The sequence below is a fragment of the Caballeronia sp. LZ062 genome (assembly GCF_031450785.1).
Lineage (GTDB): Bacteria > Pseudomonadota > Gammaproteobacteria > Burkholderiales > Burkholderiaceae > Caballeronia.
The window spans coordinates 585157-599786 of record NZ_JARTWB010000002.1; the positions used below are offsets into that span (position 1 = coordinate 585157).

Below are 14630 nucleotides of genomic sequence, written 5' to 3' on the forward strand. Positions count from 1 at the left end.
GGTTTATCGCTTGCACCTGTACAGTCTGATGAATCGCGCCGTAGCTCCTCATGGGTAACTGAGTCGAGTCCGGCCTTTTCAGGCTGCTCGCAAATTATATTCAGAATGAATGAGTTAGGCAAAACATCCCATAAACAAGTTGCAAGCGAGCGCACGTCGATGATCGAAGTCGATGAAACCGCTGCCGGACAGCGCATCGACAACTTCCTTCTACGCGTCTGCAAGGGCGTGCCCAAGAGCCATATTTACCGGATTCTCCGAAGCGGCGAAGTGCGCGTGAACAAGGGCCGCATCGACGCCGCGTACCGGCTTGAGTTGGGCGATCTCGTGCGCGTGCCGCCCATTCGAACCGCGCAGGCCGACGAAGCGCCCGTGTCGTCGAACGCGCCCGCCGCCGAATTCCCGATTCTTTTCGAAGACGAGCACCTGATCGTCATCGACAAGCCCTCGGGCGTCGCGGTGCACGGCGGCAGCGGCGTCGCGTTCGGCGTCATCGAGCAATTGCGCAACGCCCGGCCGCACGCGAAGTTTCTGGAACTGGTGCATCGGCTGGACCGGGAAACGTCCGGCGTGCTGATGCTCGCGAAAAAGCGCGCTGCGCTCGTCAATTTGCACGAACAGATTCGCGAAAATCGCGTCGACAAGCGCTATTACGCGCTCGGACATGGCGACTGGCCGAGCGACTGGGGCCGGCGGCGCATCGTGAAGGCGCCGCTGCACAAATACGTGGCGGCGGACGGCGAGCGGCGCGTACGCGTTCAGGAAAACGGGCTGGCGTCGCATACGGTGTTCAATCTGATCGAACGCTGGACGGACTACGCGTGGGTCGAGGCGGAACTCAAGACCGGCCGCACGCACCAGATTCGCGTGCACATGCAGAGCATCGGCCTGCCGATTGCGGGCGACGCGAAATACGGCGACTTCGCGTTGAACAAGGAACTCGCGCGGCCGAGCGCGATGCCTTCGCTCAAGCGCATGTTTTTGCACGCCTATCGACTGAAAATCACGCATCCCGCGACGGGCGCGCCGCTGCAGTTCGAAGCGCCGCTGCCGGTGGAATGCAAGCGCTTCATCGAACAACTCAAAAACCGAGAGACATAAATGGCGCGGCAGCAATTCGATCTGATCGTTTTCGACTGGGACGGCACGCTCATGGATTCGACCGTCCACATCACGCGGAGCATTCAGGCGGCGTGCCGCGATCTCGGCCTGCCGGTGCCCGCCGACGAATCCGCGAGCTACGTGATCGGCCTCGGCCTCAAGGACGCGCTGCAAATCTGCGCGCCGACGCTCGACACGAAGGACTATCCGCGCCTCGCCGAGCGGTATCGCTTCCATTTTCTGACGATGGGCCAGCAAACCGAGCTTTTCGCCGGCGTGCGCGAACTGCTGCAGGAATTGCGCGACGAAGGCTATTTTCTGGCGGTGGCGACGGGCAAGAGCCGCGTCGGGCTGAACCGGGCGCTCGATCAGTCGCGCCTGACGAGCGTTTTCGACGGCACGCGCTGCGCCGACGAAACGTTCTCGAAGCCGCATCCGGCGATGCTTCAGGAACTTACGCGCGAACTGGGGCAGGACTTGTCCCGCACGCTGATGATCGGCGACACCACGCACGATCTGCAAATGGCCATCAACGCGGGCGCGGCGGGCGTGGGCGTGGCGTACGGCGCGCATCCGGCGGATTCGCTCACCGCGTTGCAGCCGCGTTTCTGCGCGGATAGCGTCGCGTCGCTGGCCGGCTGGCTTCGGGAGCACGCATGACCGAGCCGACACGAGAGGCGGTGCGCGTCTGCGCGTCAGACGAACTGGTCGACGGCGGCGCGGGCGTGCGGGTCGGCGCTCAGGAGGCGAGCGGCGAGGCGGTCGTCTTCTTCGTCCGATACGACGGCAAGCCATACGGCTATCTGAACCGCTGCGCGCACGTGCCGATGGAGCTCGACTGGGCCGAGGGCCAGTTCTTCGAAAGCTCGGGCCTATACTTGATGTGCGCGACGCACGGCGCGATCTACGAGCCGGACACCGGCAAGTGCGTCGGCGGCCCGTGCCGCGGCGCGCGGCTTCGATCCGTCGCGGTCGAAGAACGCGAGACGCCGGAAGGGCGCGCAGTCTTCTGGCTGCCAGACGACGCGCTTCGCCCCGCCTGATTCCCCTTTTTCCATCCTTTGACGCGGCTGCACGCCCGCAAGACCACGCATGTCCGATAACCTTTCGCCCAACCCGCGCGGCAACGACAACTGGAAACGCGATGCGCTCGAACGTGTCGCGCTTGCCGCCATTCGCGAGCAACGCGCGGCGCGCCGCTGGCGCATCTTTTTCCGCTTCGTCTTTCTCGCGGTGCTCGCGCTCATTGCGTGGGGCGTGTTCGATTTCACCGGCGATCACGTCGCCAAGTCCGGCAAGCACACGGCGCTGATCGATCTCCAGGGCGAAATCTCCGCGAACAGCGACGCGAGCGCCGACAACATCGACGGCGCGCTCGAGAGCGCGTTCGAGGACGACGGCACGGCGGGCGTGATCCTGCGCATCAACAGTCCGGGCGGCAGTCCGGTGCAGGCGGGCATCATCAATCGCGAGATTCGCCGGCTGCGCGCGAAGTATCCGAAGACGCCGCTCTACGTGGTCGTCGATGACATGTGCGCGTCGGGCGGCTACTACGTCGCGGCGGCGGCGGACCGCATTTATGTGGATCGCGCGAGCATCGTCGGGTCGATCGGCGTGCTGATGGACGGTTTCGGCTTCACTGGCCTGATGGACAAGCTCGGCATCCAGCGCCGCATGCACACGTCGGGCGCGAACAAGGGCGCGTTCGACCCGTTCTCGCCCGAAACGCCGCAAATGACCGCGCACGCGCAGGACATGCTCGACGAGATTCACACGCAGTTCATCGACGCGGTGAAACAGGGCCGCGGCAAGCGTCTGAAGGACGATCCGGATCTTTTCTCCGGCATGTTCTGGACGGGCGAGAAGAGCGTGCAGCTCGGGCTCGCGGACGGCTTCGGCGACGCGAACTACGTGGCGCGCGAGATCATCAAGCAGCCGGATATCGTCGATTACACGCAGAAAGAAAGCATCAGCGAGCGCGTGGTGCGGCGCTTCGGCGCTTCTGTGGGCGATGCCGCCGTGCGCGCGCTGACGCTCGGCGGCAAGGTGCAGTTGCGCTGATTCGTGACGCTTTTTAGGACGCGAGCAGCAGGAAAATAGCCGGGCGCTTGTGCAGGTCGGGCGCGGTCGCTTTCTTCCAGTCCGCCGCCGTGCGCGTGACGATTTTTTCGCCCGGCAGCGTCAGATCGACCGCCACGGAGATGAGCGTCGAAGGGGCGCACGCCGCGACGAGCGTGTCGAGCATCGCGCGGTTGCGGTACGGCGTTTCGATGAAAATCTGCGTTTGATTCGCCTTGCGCGACAGCTGTTCGAGCTCGCGCAGGCGCTTGCCGCGTTCGGCTGCATCGACCGGCAGATAGCCGTTGAACGCGAAACTCTGGCCGTTCATGCCCGAGGCCATCAACGCGAGCAGAATCGAACTCGGACCGACGAACGGCACCACTTTGACGCCGCGCTCGTGCGCCCGCCGCACGAGGAGCGCGCCGGGATCGGCGACGGCGGGGCAGCCCGCTTCGGAAACCAGGCCCGCGTCAGTGCCGGCGAGAATCGGCGCGAGAAGTCTGTCGATTTCGGCGCGCGGCGTGTTCACGTTCAGCTCGCGTATCTCGATTTCCTGAATCGGCCGTTCGGTGCCGACTTTCTTCAGAAACGCCCGCGTGGTTTTCGCGTTTTCGCCGATGTAGTAACCGAGCGCCGCAGCCTGCGCGCGCACCGGCTCGGGAAGCACGGACGCGAGCGCGGCGGCGTCGCCTTCGCCGAGCGTGTTCGGGATCAAATAGAGGATGCCGCTCATGCGGCCCCCAGAACCGGAAAGCCGGCGGCGCGCAGCATCTTCGTCAACGTGATGAGCGGCAAGCCGATGAGCGCCGTCGGGTCATCGGAGTCGATTGCATCGAGAAGCGCGATGCCCAGACCCTCGGACTTCGCGCTCCCCGCGCAGTCGTAGGGCGTTTCGGCGCGCAGGTAGGCTTCGATTTCCGCGTCGGAATAATCGCGAAAGCGCACGCGCGTGACGATATCAGCGGATTGCACATCGCCCGTGCGCGTGTCGAAGACGGCGAGCGCAGAGTGGAATTCGACGCTGCGGCCACGCATCGCCCGAAGCTGCGCGACGGCATTTTCGTGCGTTCCGGGCTTGCCGATCTGGCGTCCATCGAAGGTCGCGACTTGATCGGAGCCGATTACGAGCGCGCCGGGCGCGTCGGTCATCCGCTGCACAGCGGCGCGCGCCTTCGCGATAGCAAGCCGCACGGCGGTCGCTTCGGGCGATTCGCCTTCGAGCGGCGTCTCGTCGATATCGGGGACAACGACGTCGAATGGAATGCGCAAGCGTTGCAGCAACTCGCGCCGGTACGGGGAACTAGACGCCAGCACAAGGCGCGGCGCTTGAGGAATCGACATGTTCTAAACCGGTGAGAATGGTAGATAGAAGACGCACCGCGTGTGCAGCCTTAACTATTTGACTCGAAAGAATAAAGCCTATATGATTTTGGGCTTTTCATCGGCGGGTAGAGCGTTTCGCAAATCAGAGCGGGCCGCGCGTGCTCCGGTACCGCTGGGCGGTGCATACTGAGGCACACGGAACACTGGACGGCCGGCTGAGCGCATGCAACGCTGCATCGGCCGATGAAACTACGAACAATTCGGCATAGGCAGGAGCGCACATGACTCAGAATCCTGGCAAACCTGCGAGCCTCGCTGATCTGCGCGCGCTCGACCTTTACGACTTCGCCGAGCACAAGCGGCAGGCAGCGGGCGCGTTGCGTACGTCGCAAATGCCGCGCATGTTAGCCGAAGTGCCGGCGGACGCGCCAGAGGACGACACGGTCTTCACCTGGCAGGGCGAAGGCTCGACCCAGCCGGAATTGCAGGACGACGGCACGGAAGCGCCGCAGCCGTATCTGCGCCTCGCGGTGCACGGTTCGGTGTGGCTCACGTGCCAGCGCTGTCTTTCGCCGTATTCGCAGCATCTCGACGTCGACGCGACGTATCGGATCGTCGCGACGGAGGAAGAAGCAGACGAGTACCCGCTCGACGAAGATGAAATCGAAGTGATCGTCGGCTCGCGCCAGTTCGATCTCATCGACTTGATCGAAGAAGAGTTGTTGCTTTCCTTGCCGCTCGTGCCGAAGCACAGCGTCTGTCCGGAAGTGCATGAAAGCCTGCTCGCAGGCAGCGCCGAGGACGAGGCCGACGAAGGCGGCGAGGAAGCCGAGAAACCGAATCCGTTTGCCGTTCTGGAAAAGCTCAAGACGAGCGGTCCGGACGACAAGAAGCATTGATGGCGCGGTGCGGCGAATCTTCGCCGCACGCAATCTCCCGCTTCGAGCGGTGGGCCGGGACGGCCGGAGTTTTCCGCGAACGCGGAGACGGGCCGCCCTGTGTTAGAATTCGCAAAATTTTTCTGGAGTAATCATGGCAGTTCAGCAAAACAAGAAGTCGCCGTCCAAGCGCGGCATGCACCGTTCCCACGACTTCCTCCCGACGGCGCCGCTGGCTGTCGAACCGAGCACGGGTGAAGCGCATCTGCGTCACCACGTGAGCCCGAACGGCTACTATCGTGGCAAGAAGGTCGTCAAGACGAAGAACGACTAAGCGTTCGTTCTACGCTTTGCCGCGTGCGCATCGCCGTCTTGCGGTGGCTCGCGCCTGGCACGCTGTTGACACTTTCCCGGTACGACAAGAAGGCGGCATTTCACTGCCGCTTTTTTGTGCCTGAAATTCGTCGCTTTCCATGACCGTAAAGATAACCATTGACTGCATGGGAGGCGACCACGGTCCGGCCGTGACCGTTCCCGCCGCTGTCAATTTCGTGCGCTCGCATCCTGACGCGCACCTAATGCTCGTCGGCATCGAACAGGCGATCCGCGCCCAGCTGAAGAAGTCGAAGGCGCTCGACGAGCCGCGTCTGACCGTCGTTCCCGCGACCGAAGTCGTCGCCATGGACGACCCGGTCGAAGTCGCGCTGCGCAAGAAAAAAGATTCGTCGATGCGCGTGGCGCTCAACCTCGTGAAGGAAGGCGAGGCGCAAACCTGCATTTCCGCGGGCAATACGGGCGCGCTCATGGCGGTGTCGCGCTACGTGCTGAAAACGCTCGCGGGCATCGAGCGGCCGGCCATCGCGTTCGCGATGCCGAGCCAGAAGGGCTACACGACCGTGCTGGATCTAGGCGCGAACGTGGATTGCGAGCCCGAGCATCTGTTGCAGTTCGCCGAAATGGGCCACGCGCTCGTGTCCGCCATCGAAGGGCGCGAGCGGCCGACCATCGGGCTGCTCAATATCGGCGAAGAAGTCATCAAGGGCAACGAAACCATCAAGCGCGCGGGCGAACTGCTGCGCGCGAGCACGCTCAACTTCTACGGCAACGTGGAAGGCAACGACATCTACAAAGGCACGACCGACGTGGTCGTGTGCGATGGTTTCGTCGGCAACGTGGCGCTGAAAACGTCGGAAGGGCTCGCCAAGATGCTCTCCGACATGATCAAGGAGGAGTTCACGCGCTCGCTCTCCAGCAAGCTGATGGCGCTCGTCGCCATGCCCGTGCTCAAGCGTTTCAGGAAGCGTGTCGACCCCGCGCAATACAACGGCGCGGCGCTGCTCGGCCTGCGCGGACTGGTCATCAAAAGTCACGGTTCCGCCGAAGCCTACGGCTTTGAGTGGGCGATCAAACGCGGGTATGATGCCGTCAAAAATGGGGTGCTCGAACGCCTCGTGCGCGCGATGGAGGAAAATGCGCAATCCGCGCCGTCTGCAACGGAGGCGGGCACGAGCGCACCGGCTGCCGATGCGTCCGCCGACGCGCTCGCGCTTCAGCCGAATTCCTCGCCTAACCCCTCGCCAAACCCGCCGGATGCGTCCGGCACCGCGCAACACACGAAGGCATAATGGCTCAATCCAATCTCTACGCTCGCGTGCTCGGCACTGGCAGCTATCTGCCCTCCGAGCGCATCACGAATCAGGCATTGGCCGACCGTCTCTCGCAGCAAGGCGTCGAGACGAGCGACGAATGGATCGTCGCGCGCACGGGCATTCACGCGCGGCACTTCGCGGCGCCGGATCAGACCACGAGCGATCTCGCGCTCATCGCTTCGCAGAAGGCCATCGCGGCGGCGGGCATCGATCCGCAATCGATCGACCTCATCATCGTCGCCACGTCGACGCCCGACTTCGTGTTTCCGAGCACCGCGTGCCTCTTGCAGAACAAGCTGGGCATCAAGAACAACGGCGCGGCGTTCGACGTGCAGGCCGTGTGCTCGGGCTTCGCATACGGCATGGCGACGGCGGACAGCTTTATTCGCAGCGGCATGCATCGCACGGCGCTCGTCGTCGGCGCGGAAACGTTCTCGCGCATTCTCGACTTCAAGGACCGCACGACTTGCGTGCTGTTCGGCGACGGCGCGGGCGCGGTCGTGCTTCAGGCTTCGGAAGAACCTGGCGTTCTATCGAGCGCGCTGCACGCGGACGGCAGCTACGCCGACATCCTCTGCACGCCGGGCAACGTGAACGGCGGCGTCGTGAGCGGCAGCGCGTTCCTGCATATGGACGGCCAGGCGGTGTTCAAGCTCGCCGTCAACGTGCTGGAGAAGGTCGCGATCGAAGCCCTGCAGAAAGCGCACCTCACGCCGCAAGAGATCGACTGGCTCATTCCGCATCAGGCGAACATCCGCATCATGCAGAGCACTTGCCGCAAGCTGCACTTGCCGCAAGAGCGCATGGTGGTGACGGTCGGCGATCACGGCAATACCTCGGCGGCGTCGATTCCGCTCGCGCTCGACGTCGCGGTGCGCGACGGCCGCATCAAGCGCGGACAGAACGTGCTGATCGAAGGCGTCGGCGGCGGCTTCACGTGGGGCGCGTCGGTCTTCCGCTACTGATTCTTTCATCCGTCTCCCTCCATTAATCTGCAACTGATCCGCTGTCGATGAAGCTGCGCGCCGCGGGCGCAACCGGCGACGCCGTGCGCGCTCTCGACCCATACGCGGATCATTCCAATCCAACGAGGACGATATGAAATTTGCGTTCGTTTTCCCGGGCCAAGGCTCGCAATCGATCGGCATGCTCAACGCATTCGCCGATCACGCCGTGGTGCGCGAGACGGTGCAGCAGGCATCGGATGCGCTCGGGCAGGATCTCGCCAAGCTGATCGCTGAAGGCCCGGCCGAAGAGCTCAATCTGACGACGAACACGCAGCCGGTCATGCTCACGGCGGCGTATGCCATTTACCGCGTGTGGGAAAAGGAAACCGGCCTCACGCCCGCGCTGGTCGCGGGCCACAGCCTCGGCGAATACACGGCGCTGGTCGCGGCGGGCGCGCTCGCATTCGCTGACGCCGTGCCGCTCGTGCGCTTTCGCGCGCAGGCGATGCAAAGCGCGGTGCCGGTCGGCGAGGGCGGCATGGCCGCGATTCTCGGTCTCGACGACGACACCGTGCGCGCCGTGTGCGCCGAGAGCGCGTCGGCGGGCGTCGTGGAAGCGGTGAACTTCAATGCGCCGTCGCAAGTCGTGATCGCGGGCGCGAAGGCGGCTGTCGAAAAGGCGTGCGAAGTGGCGAAGGCGAAGGGCGCGAAACGCGCGTTGCCGCTGCCGGTGTCCGCGCCGTTCCATTCGTCGCTGCTCAAGCCGGCGTCGGACCAGTTGCGGGACTATCTTGCCAACGTGCGCATCGAGCCGCCGCGCATTCCGCTGATCAATAACATCGATGTGGCCACCGTTTCGGACCCCGCCGCGATCAAGGACGCGCTCGTGCGTCAGGCCGCAGGTCCAGTGCGCTGGGTCGAGTGCGTGCAAGCCATGGCGCGCGAAGGCGTCACGCACGTGATCGAATGCGGTCCGGGCAAAGTGCTCGCGGGGCTCACGAAGCGCATCGACGGCAATCTCGTCGGCGGCGCGGTGTTCGATCCCGCCTCGCTCGAGGAAACGCGCAAACTGATCGCTGGATGAGAGACAACGACATGAACTTGGACAATCAGGTAGCTATCGTCACGGGCGCGTCGCGCGGCATCGGGCGCGCCATCGCGCTGGAACTCGCTCGTCAGGGCGCGACGGTCATCGGCACGGCCACGAGCGAAAGCGGCGCGGCGGGCATCAGCGAAGCGCTGGCGCAGGCGGGCGGCAAGGGCCGCGGCGCGGTGCTCAACGTGAACGACGCCGCAGCGGCTGACGCGTTCATCGACGCTACCGTCAAGGAGTTCGGCGGCCTCGACGTGCTCGTGAACAACGCGGGCATCACGAAAGATCAGCTCGCCATGCGCATGAAGGACGACGAATTCGACGCCGTCGTCGACACGAATCTGCGCGCAGTCTTCCGTCTGTCACGCGCCGTCCTGCGCCCGATGATGAAGGCGCGCGGCGGGCGCATCATCAACATCACGTCGGTCGTCGGTTCCTCGGGTAATCCCGGTCAGGCGAACTACGCGGCGGCGAAGGCCGGCGTCGCGGGGATGACGCGCGCGCTGGCACGCGAGATCGGCAGCCGCGGCATCACCGTGAACTGCATCGCGCCGGGTTTCATCGATACCGACATGACGAAGGTGCTGCCTGAAGAGCAGCGCACCGCGCTGACCGCGCAGATTCCGCTCGGCCGGCTCGGCAGTCCCGAGGACATCGCGCACGCGGTGGCGTTCCTCGCCTCGCCGTTTGCCGGCTACATCACGGGCACGACGCTACATGTGAACGGCGGCATGTACATGTAATAGGCATTTCGCCAAATTTCGCTTAATATCCGCGCGGCAGACGGGCGCGCAAAATGCTCTTACCGGCATGCGCGCCCCGTGGCAGCGCGGCAGCAACGAACGATGCAGGCCGTCCGCAGGCGCTTTGATGAAGCGCAGCAGGCGGCGAAGCATGGAACTGACGCGCCGTATTTTGCGGGTACAAACCTGATAAAATGCGCGCACTCGTATTTTTGAACTTTTAATCCCTCGGAGGGCTGCATGGACAATATCGAACAGCGCGTGAAGAAGATCGTCGCCGAACAACTGGGCGTGGCGGAAGCGGAAATCAAGAACGAAGCATCGTTCGTGAACGATCTGGGCGCTGACTCGCTCGACACGGTCGAACTGGTGATGGCGCTGGAAGACGAGTTCGGCATGGAAATCCCCGATGAAGAAGCCGAGAAGATCACCACGGTTCAGCAAGCGATCGACTACGCTCGCGCCAACGTCAAGGCCTAAGGCCGGACGCGCCAGCGACCCGTCGCTCTTCGAGCTTGAAGCATCGTCGCTGCAAAGACCGATTTAACAGCCACAGGGCACACAGGGCGGTTTCCTGTGGCCGCTGTGGCTTTTGCTTTCTGTCATTCTATGGATAAGGGGTTACCGTGAGCCGTCGTCGAGTTGTTGTTACAGGCCTTGGGCTCGTTTCGCCTGTCGGCAATACCGTTGCCGACGGCTGGGCCAATCTGGTGGCGGGCAAGTCGGGCATCGCCAACATCACGAAGTTCGACGCCGCGAACTTCTCCACGCGTTTCGCGGGCGAGGTGAAGGGCTTCAACATCGAAGACTACATGCCCGCCAAGGAAGCGCGCCACATGGATACCTTCATCCATTACGGCTTCGCGGCGGGCGTTCAGGCGATGCAGGACAGCGGCCTCGCGATCACCGACGAAAACGCGGAGCGCGTGGGCGTCGTGGTCGGCTCGGGCATTGGCGGGCTGCCGATGATCGAAGTCACGCAAACGGAACTGCTCAATCGCGGCCCGCGCCGCATCTCGCCGTTCTTCGTTCCGGCGTCGATCATCAACATGATCTCCGGCCATCTGTCGATCCGCTTCGGCCTGAAGGGTCCGAATCTGTCGATGGTCACGGCGTGTACCACAGGCCTGCATTGCATCGGTGAAGCGTCGCGTCTGATCGAATACGGCGACGCCGACGTGATGGTCGCGGGCGGCGCGGAAGCGACGGTTTCCCCGCTCGGCATCGGCGGATTCGCGGCGGCGCGCGCGCTTTCGCAGCGCAACGACGACCCGGCGACTGCCAGCCGCCCGTGGGACACGGATCGCGACGGCTTCGTGCTCGGCGAAGGCGCGGGCGTCATGGTGCTCGAAGAATACGAGCATGCCAAAGCGCGCGGCGCGAAGATCTACGCGGAAGTGCTCGGCTACGGCATGAGCGGCGACGCATATCACATGACTGCGCCGCCCGAAGACGGCGACGGCGGCCGCCGCGCGATGGTCAACGCGCTCAAGAACGCCAAGGTCAACGCCAACGAAGTCAGCTACGTGAACGCGCACGGCACGTCCACGCCGCTTGGCGACATCGCGGAAACCATCGGCATCAAGCGCGCGCTCGGCGATCACGCAAAGAACGTCGTGGTGAACTCCACGAAGTCGATGACCGGGCACCTGCTCGGCGGCGCGGGCGGGCTGGAGTCGGTGTTCACGGTGCTTGCCGTGCATCATCAAATCTCGCCGCCGACCATCAACATCTTTAATCAGGACCCGCAGTGCGACCTCGATTACTGCGCGAACACGGCGCGGGAAATGAAGATCGACGTCGCGGTGAAGAACTCGTTCGGCTTCGGCGGCACGAACGGCTCGCTCGTCTTCAAGCGTTTCTGAGCACGGCGCGCTCGTCGGAAGGGGAAATGCGATGACGGGCGTGCGCGTGAATGGGCCGTATCGGGAAACGGGCACACCGCCTGGCATCCCGATGCGGCCTTCGCGTTTTCTGCTCGGGGCGCTCATCGGTTTTGCCGTGCTGACTGACGCGGCGGTCGTCCAGGCCGTCTTCGCGCTTGCCGGGCCGTTTCACGCGACAGTCGCGGCACTCGCGTGTCTAGCCGTCCTCGCGCTCGCCGGCGTGCGCTGGGCGCGCCGCCAGCCGGCCGCCATCGCGTTGCATGCCGATGGCGTCACGCTGTGGACTCGGGCGGGGGAGGCGCAGTACTGGCGCATCGTCGGCTGTGCGCAGTGGAGCGCGCGGCTTGTCGCGCTCACGTTGTCATCGGGAAAACGCAGGCCGCGCAGGCTTCTCGTGGCAGCAGATTCCCTCGATTCCGACTCCTTCCGCCAGCTTGCCGTGCGCGCCCGCCGCGCCGCGAGCGCGTACCTGTAACGACTGTAACGGTCGATGAGCATCCGGGATAACGCGAAGTCGGTGAGGCTACAATAGCCGTCCGCGCAACAGCCCCTAGTCAAACGGATTCCCAGGTGAGCGAAAAAGAAATCGACCAACTGCTGGTCGAACGCGTGCAGAAGGGCGACAAAGCCGCGTTCGAACTGCTGGTCGCCAAATACCACCGCAAGATCATTCGACTGATTTCGCGCCTCGTGCGCGATCCCGCCGAAGTCGAGGACGTCGCCCAGGACGCCTTCGTCAAAGCCTACCGCGCGCTGCCGCAATTCCGCGGCGAATCCGCGTTCTACACCTGGCTGTACCGCATCGCCGTCAATACCGCGAAGAACTACCTTGCCACGCAGGGACGCCGCGCTCCCACTTCTACCGAAGCAGATGCGGAAGAAGCGGAAACTTTCTCCGACGCCGACCAACTAAGGGATATCAACACGCCCGAGTCGATGTTGATGAGCAAGCAGATCGCTGAAACGGTCAATGCTGCGATGGCACTGCTGCCCGAGGAATTGCGCACCGCCATCACGCTCCGGGAAATCGAAGGATTGAGTTACGAGGAAATCGCGGAGATGATGGACTGCCCGATCGGCACCGTCAGATCGAGAATTTTCCGTGCTCGGGAAGCCATTGCGGCAAAATTGCGTCCGTTGTTGGACACTCCCGAAGGCAAACGCTGGTAAGACGGCTGAGAACTGCGGGGCAGGGACGCGATATCTGGGTTAGTTGGTGTCACTACGGCTGGTTTCGAAGGATTGGGGAGCATCATGGGGTCGGTCTCGATGCAAGCGCAGGCAAATTCGCAGGCACACTCGCGCGGGGAACGCATGTCGGCGTTCGTCGACGGTGAATCGCTGGGCGAAATCGGAAACATCGGTCAGTTTCTCGCGGAACTGGCCAGCGAGGACCGCGCGGCGTGGTCCGACTATCACCTGATCGGCGACGCCTTGCGCTCCGACGATCTGGCGGAAAGCCCGGCGCGTAGCCGCGCGTTCATGGCGTCCTTCGCGGCGCGCTTCGAGGCCGAAGCGCACGTTCTGGCGCCTGCGGCATCGGCTTCGGCGCAGAAGGCGCGCGGCGGCATGCTGCGCCGGCGCGTGGTTCCGGCGTTCGCGGTGGCGGCCGCAGCGGCCACCCTCACGTGGATCGTCGTGCCGCAGTTGCAGGGCGTCGGTTTCCACTCGGGCGCGCAAGTCGCGAGCGTCGCCCAGCCGGATTCGGTGCAACGCGTCGCGCTCGCATCCATGCCGGCGGCGACCACCGCCGCGCCGGTTGTCGAAGCCAACATCATCCGTGACGCGAACCTCGATCAATACCTGGAAGCGCATCAGCAGTTCTCGCAGCAGCCTGCGATGCCCGGCGCCATGCCACTGATTCGCGCCGCGGTGACAACGCAGAGCCAATAACTGAAGGCAGGTGTGCGGTTGAATAAAACTAGATATTGGGGGCGGCTGCCGGCATTGATGGTTTGCGCAGCCGCGTTGTTGTGCGCGGCATCGGCTTCTTTCGCTGACAGCGGCAACGCGCCGGATCGCAAGACCGCCGCCAACCTGCTCAACCGCATTCAGGAAGCGGCCCAGCAGCAGAATTACGAGGGCACGTTTTTATATCAGCGGGGCGCGACGGTGCAGTCGTCGCGTATCACGCACGTCGCCACGCACGGCGACGGCGATTACGAATCGGTCGAAAGTCTCGACGGCGCGCCGCGCCGAATGCTGCGCCACGACGACGACATGCTCACGTTCGTGCCGGAGCGGCATCTGCTCGTGATGGAGCATCGGCAGAGCAAGGACTCGTTCCCTTCGCTGCTCGCCACGAGCGGCGATCAGGTACTGGCGGTGTACGAGCCGAAGCTGCTCGGAAACGACCGCGTCGCGGGCATCGAGAGTCAGGTGGTGGAACTCGACCCGAAAGATTCCTATCGTTTCGCCTACAAACTCTGGTCGGACGCGAAGACCGGATTGCTGCTGCGCGCCCAGACGCTCGATCCGGACGGCCAGGTCCTCGAACAACTTTCGTTCTCGCAGGTGCGTATCGGCGGTGCAATCGACAAGGCGTCGATTGCAAACGGCATGCGCGCCACAGCGGGGTGGAACATCGTGCGCCCGCCCGTGCAGCCGGTCGACCTGCAGGCTCAGGGCTGGCAGATCAAGCCATCCATTCCCGGCTTCAAGCTGATTCGGCAACTTCGCCGGCCAATGGCGTCGAGCGAGCAGGGCCAGCCGCCGATTCCGGTCGATCAGGCGGTGTTCTCTGACGGCCTCGCCGCCATTTCGGTGTTCGTCGAACCGGTCGAGAAGAACTCCCGCAAGGAAGGCGCGGGCAACAGCGGCGCCACGCATGTGCTCGTGAAGCGTCGCGGCGATTTCTGGATTACTTTGCTGGGTGAAGTGCCGCAAGCCACGTTGCGGCAATTTGCTTCTACCATAGAATACAAGCCTTCCAAGTAATCGATCCCTCGG

At 63.9% G+C, this 14630-nt stretch carries 18 protein-coding genes; 16 read left to right on the plus strand and 2 right to left on the minus strand.

Translation table 11 applies throughout. The features are described 5' to 3' along the window. The first annotated feature begins 105 nt into the window (after window positions 1-105). The 4 genes from P9239_RS08755 to P9239_RS08770 are packed head-to-tail and all read left to right on the plus strand — an operon-like array spanning window position 106 to window position 3162. A complete protein-coding gene (locus P9239_RS08755) occupies window positions 106-1101 on the plus strand; it encodes an RluA family pseudouridine synthase (protein WP_309750089.1) in 996 nt (331 codons plus the stop codon). After that, complete coding sequence (locus P9239_RS08760; RefSeq protein WP_175944490.1) at window positions 1102-1761, plus strand: HAD-IA family hydrolase; 660 nt, start codon at window positions 1102-1104, stop codon at window positions 1759-1761. Beyond that, window positions 1758-2144 carry a Rieske 2Fe-2S domain-containing protein gene (locus P9239_RS08765; protein ID WP_309750090.1) on the plus strand — a complete coding sequence of 129 codons (387 nt, stop codon included), beginning with the start codon at window positions 1758-1760 and terminating at the stop codon, window positions 2142-2144. Before P9239_RS08760 ends, P9239_RS08765 begins: the two co-directional genes overlap by 4 nt. Window positions 2145-2193: 49 nt before the next feature. After that, window positions 2194-3162 (plus strand): S49 family peptidase, encoded by a 969-nt coding sequence (locus P9239_RS08770; protein ID WP_309750091.1) that lies wholly within the window; start codon window positions 2194-2196, stop codon window positions 3160-3162. A gap of 13 nt (window positions 3163-3175) precedes the next feature. Here the strand turns inward: P9239_RS08770 and P9239_RS08775 are convergent, their stop codons facing one another. Beyond that, window positions 3176-3895: an SAM-dependent methyltransferase gene (locus P9239_RS08775; RefSeq protein ID WP_309750092.1), complete on the minus strand. Its 720-nt coding sequence runs from the start codon at window positions 3893-3895 to the stop codon at window positions 3176-3178. Beyond that, window positions 3892-4503, minus strand: coding sequence for a Maf-like protein (locus tag P9239_RS08780; protein WP_309750093.1), 612 nt, complete (start codon window positions 4501-4503; stop codon window positions 3892-3894). Before P9239_RS08780 ends, P9239_RS08775 begins: the two co-directional genes overlap by 4 nt. A 263-nt stretch (window positions 4504-4766) precedes the next feature. Here P9239_RS08780 and P9239_RS08785 point away from each other — a divergent pair, with 263 nt between their 5' ends. The 12 genes from P9239_RS08785 to P9239_RS08840 all read left to right on the plus strand — a co-directional run bounded on the left by P9239_RS08785 (window position 4767) and on the right by P9239_RS08840 (window position 14618). Next, window positions 4767-5384, plus strand: coding sequence for a DUF177 domain-containing protein (locus tag P9239_RS08785; protein WP_309750094.1), 618 nt, complete (start codon window positions 4767-4769; stop codon window positions 5382-5384). Window positions 5385-5517: 133 nt separating this feature from the next. Beyond that, complete coding sequence (gene rpmF / locus P9239_RS08790; protein WP_159836666.1) at window positions 5518-5697, plus strand: 50S ribosomal protein L32; 180 nt, start codon at window positions 5518-5520, stop codon at window positions 5695-5697. A gap of 139 nt (window positions 5698-5836) precedes the next feature. Further along, complete coding sequence (gene plsX / locus P9239_RS08795; protein ID WP_309750095.1) at window positions 5837-6988, plus strand: phosphate acyltransferase PlsX; 1152 nt, start codon at window positions 5837-5839, stop codon at window positions 6986-6988. After that, window positions 6988-7977 carry a beta-ketoacyl-ACP synthase III gene (locus P9239_RS08800; RefSeq protein WP_309750096.1) on the plus strand — a complete coding sequence of 330 codons (990 nt, stop codon included), beginning with the start codon at window positions 6988-6990 and terminating at the stop codon, window positions 7975-7977. The genes plsX and P9239_RS08800 overlap by 1 nt, the downstream gene beginning before the upstream one ends. 133 nt (window positions 7978-8110) lie before the next feature. After that, a complete protein-coding gene (fabD, locus tag P9239_RS08805; protein WP_309750097.1) occupies window positions 8111-9043 on the plus strand; it encodes an ACP S-malonyltransferase in 933 nt (310 codons plus the stop codon). After that, window positions 9040-9795: a 3-oxoacyl-ACP reductase FabG gene (fabG, locus tag P9239_RS08810; RefSeq protein WP_404980054.1), complete on the plus strand. Its 756-nt coding sequence runs from the start codon at window positions 9040-9042 to the stop codon at window positions 9793-9795. The genes fabD and fabG overlap by 4 nt, the downstream gene beginning before the upstream one ends. Window positions 9796-10035: 240 nt before the next feature. Then, the gene (gene acpP, locus P9239_RS08815; RefSeq protein WP_004197638.1) at window positions 10036-10275 is read left to right on the plus strand and encodes an acyl carrier protein; all 240 of its coding nucleotides are present in this window, start codon (window positions 10036-10038) and stop codon (window positions 10273-10275) included. A 146-nt stretch (window positions 10276-10421) separates the two neighbouring features. Continuing rightward, window positions 10422-11660 (plus strand): beta-ketoacyl-ACP synthase II, encoded by a 1239-nt coding sequence (fabF, locus tag P9239_RS08820; protein ID WP_309750099.1) that lies wholly within the window; start codon window positions 10422-10424, stop codon window positions 11658-11660. Between the two features lie 31 nt (window positions 11661-11691). Beyond that, window positions 11692-12156 carry a protein YgfX gene (locus tag P9239_RS08825; protein ID WP_309750100.1) on the plus strand — a complete coding sequence of 155 codons (465 nt, stop codon included), beginning with the start codon at window positions 11692-11694 and terminating at the stop codon, window positions 12154-12156. A gap of 95 nt (window positions 12157-12251) precedes the next feature. After that, window positions 12252-12851, plus strand: coding sequence for an RNA polymerase sigma factor RpoE (gene rpoE, locus P9239_RS08830; RefSeq protein ID WP_309750101.1), 600 nt, complete (start codon window positions 12252-12254; stop codon window positions 12849-12851). An 84-nt stretch (window positions 12852-12935) separates the two neighbouring features. Continuing rightward, window positions 12936-13574 (plus strand): RseA family anti-sigma factor, encoded by a 639-nt coding sequence (locus P9239_RS08835; RefSeq protein ID WP_309750102.1) that lies wholly within the window; start codon window positions 12936-12938, stop codon window positions 13572-13574. 57 nt (window positions 13575-13631) lie between these two features. Then, window positions 13632-14618: a MucB/RseB C-terminal domain-containing protein gene (locus P9239_RS08840; protein ID WP_309753947.1), complete on the plus strand. Its 987-nt coding sequence runs from the start codon at window positions 13632-13634 to the stop codon at window positions 14616-14618. The last annotated feature ends 12 nt before the right edge of the window (window positions 14619-14630 follow it).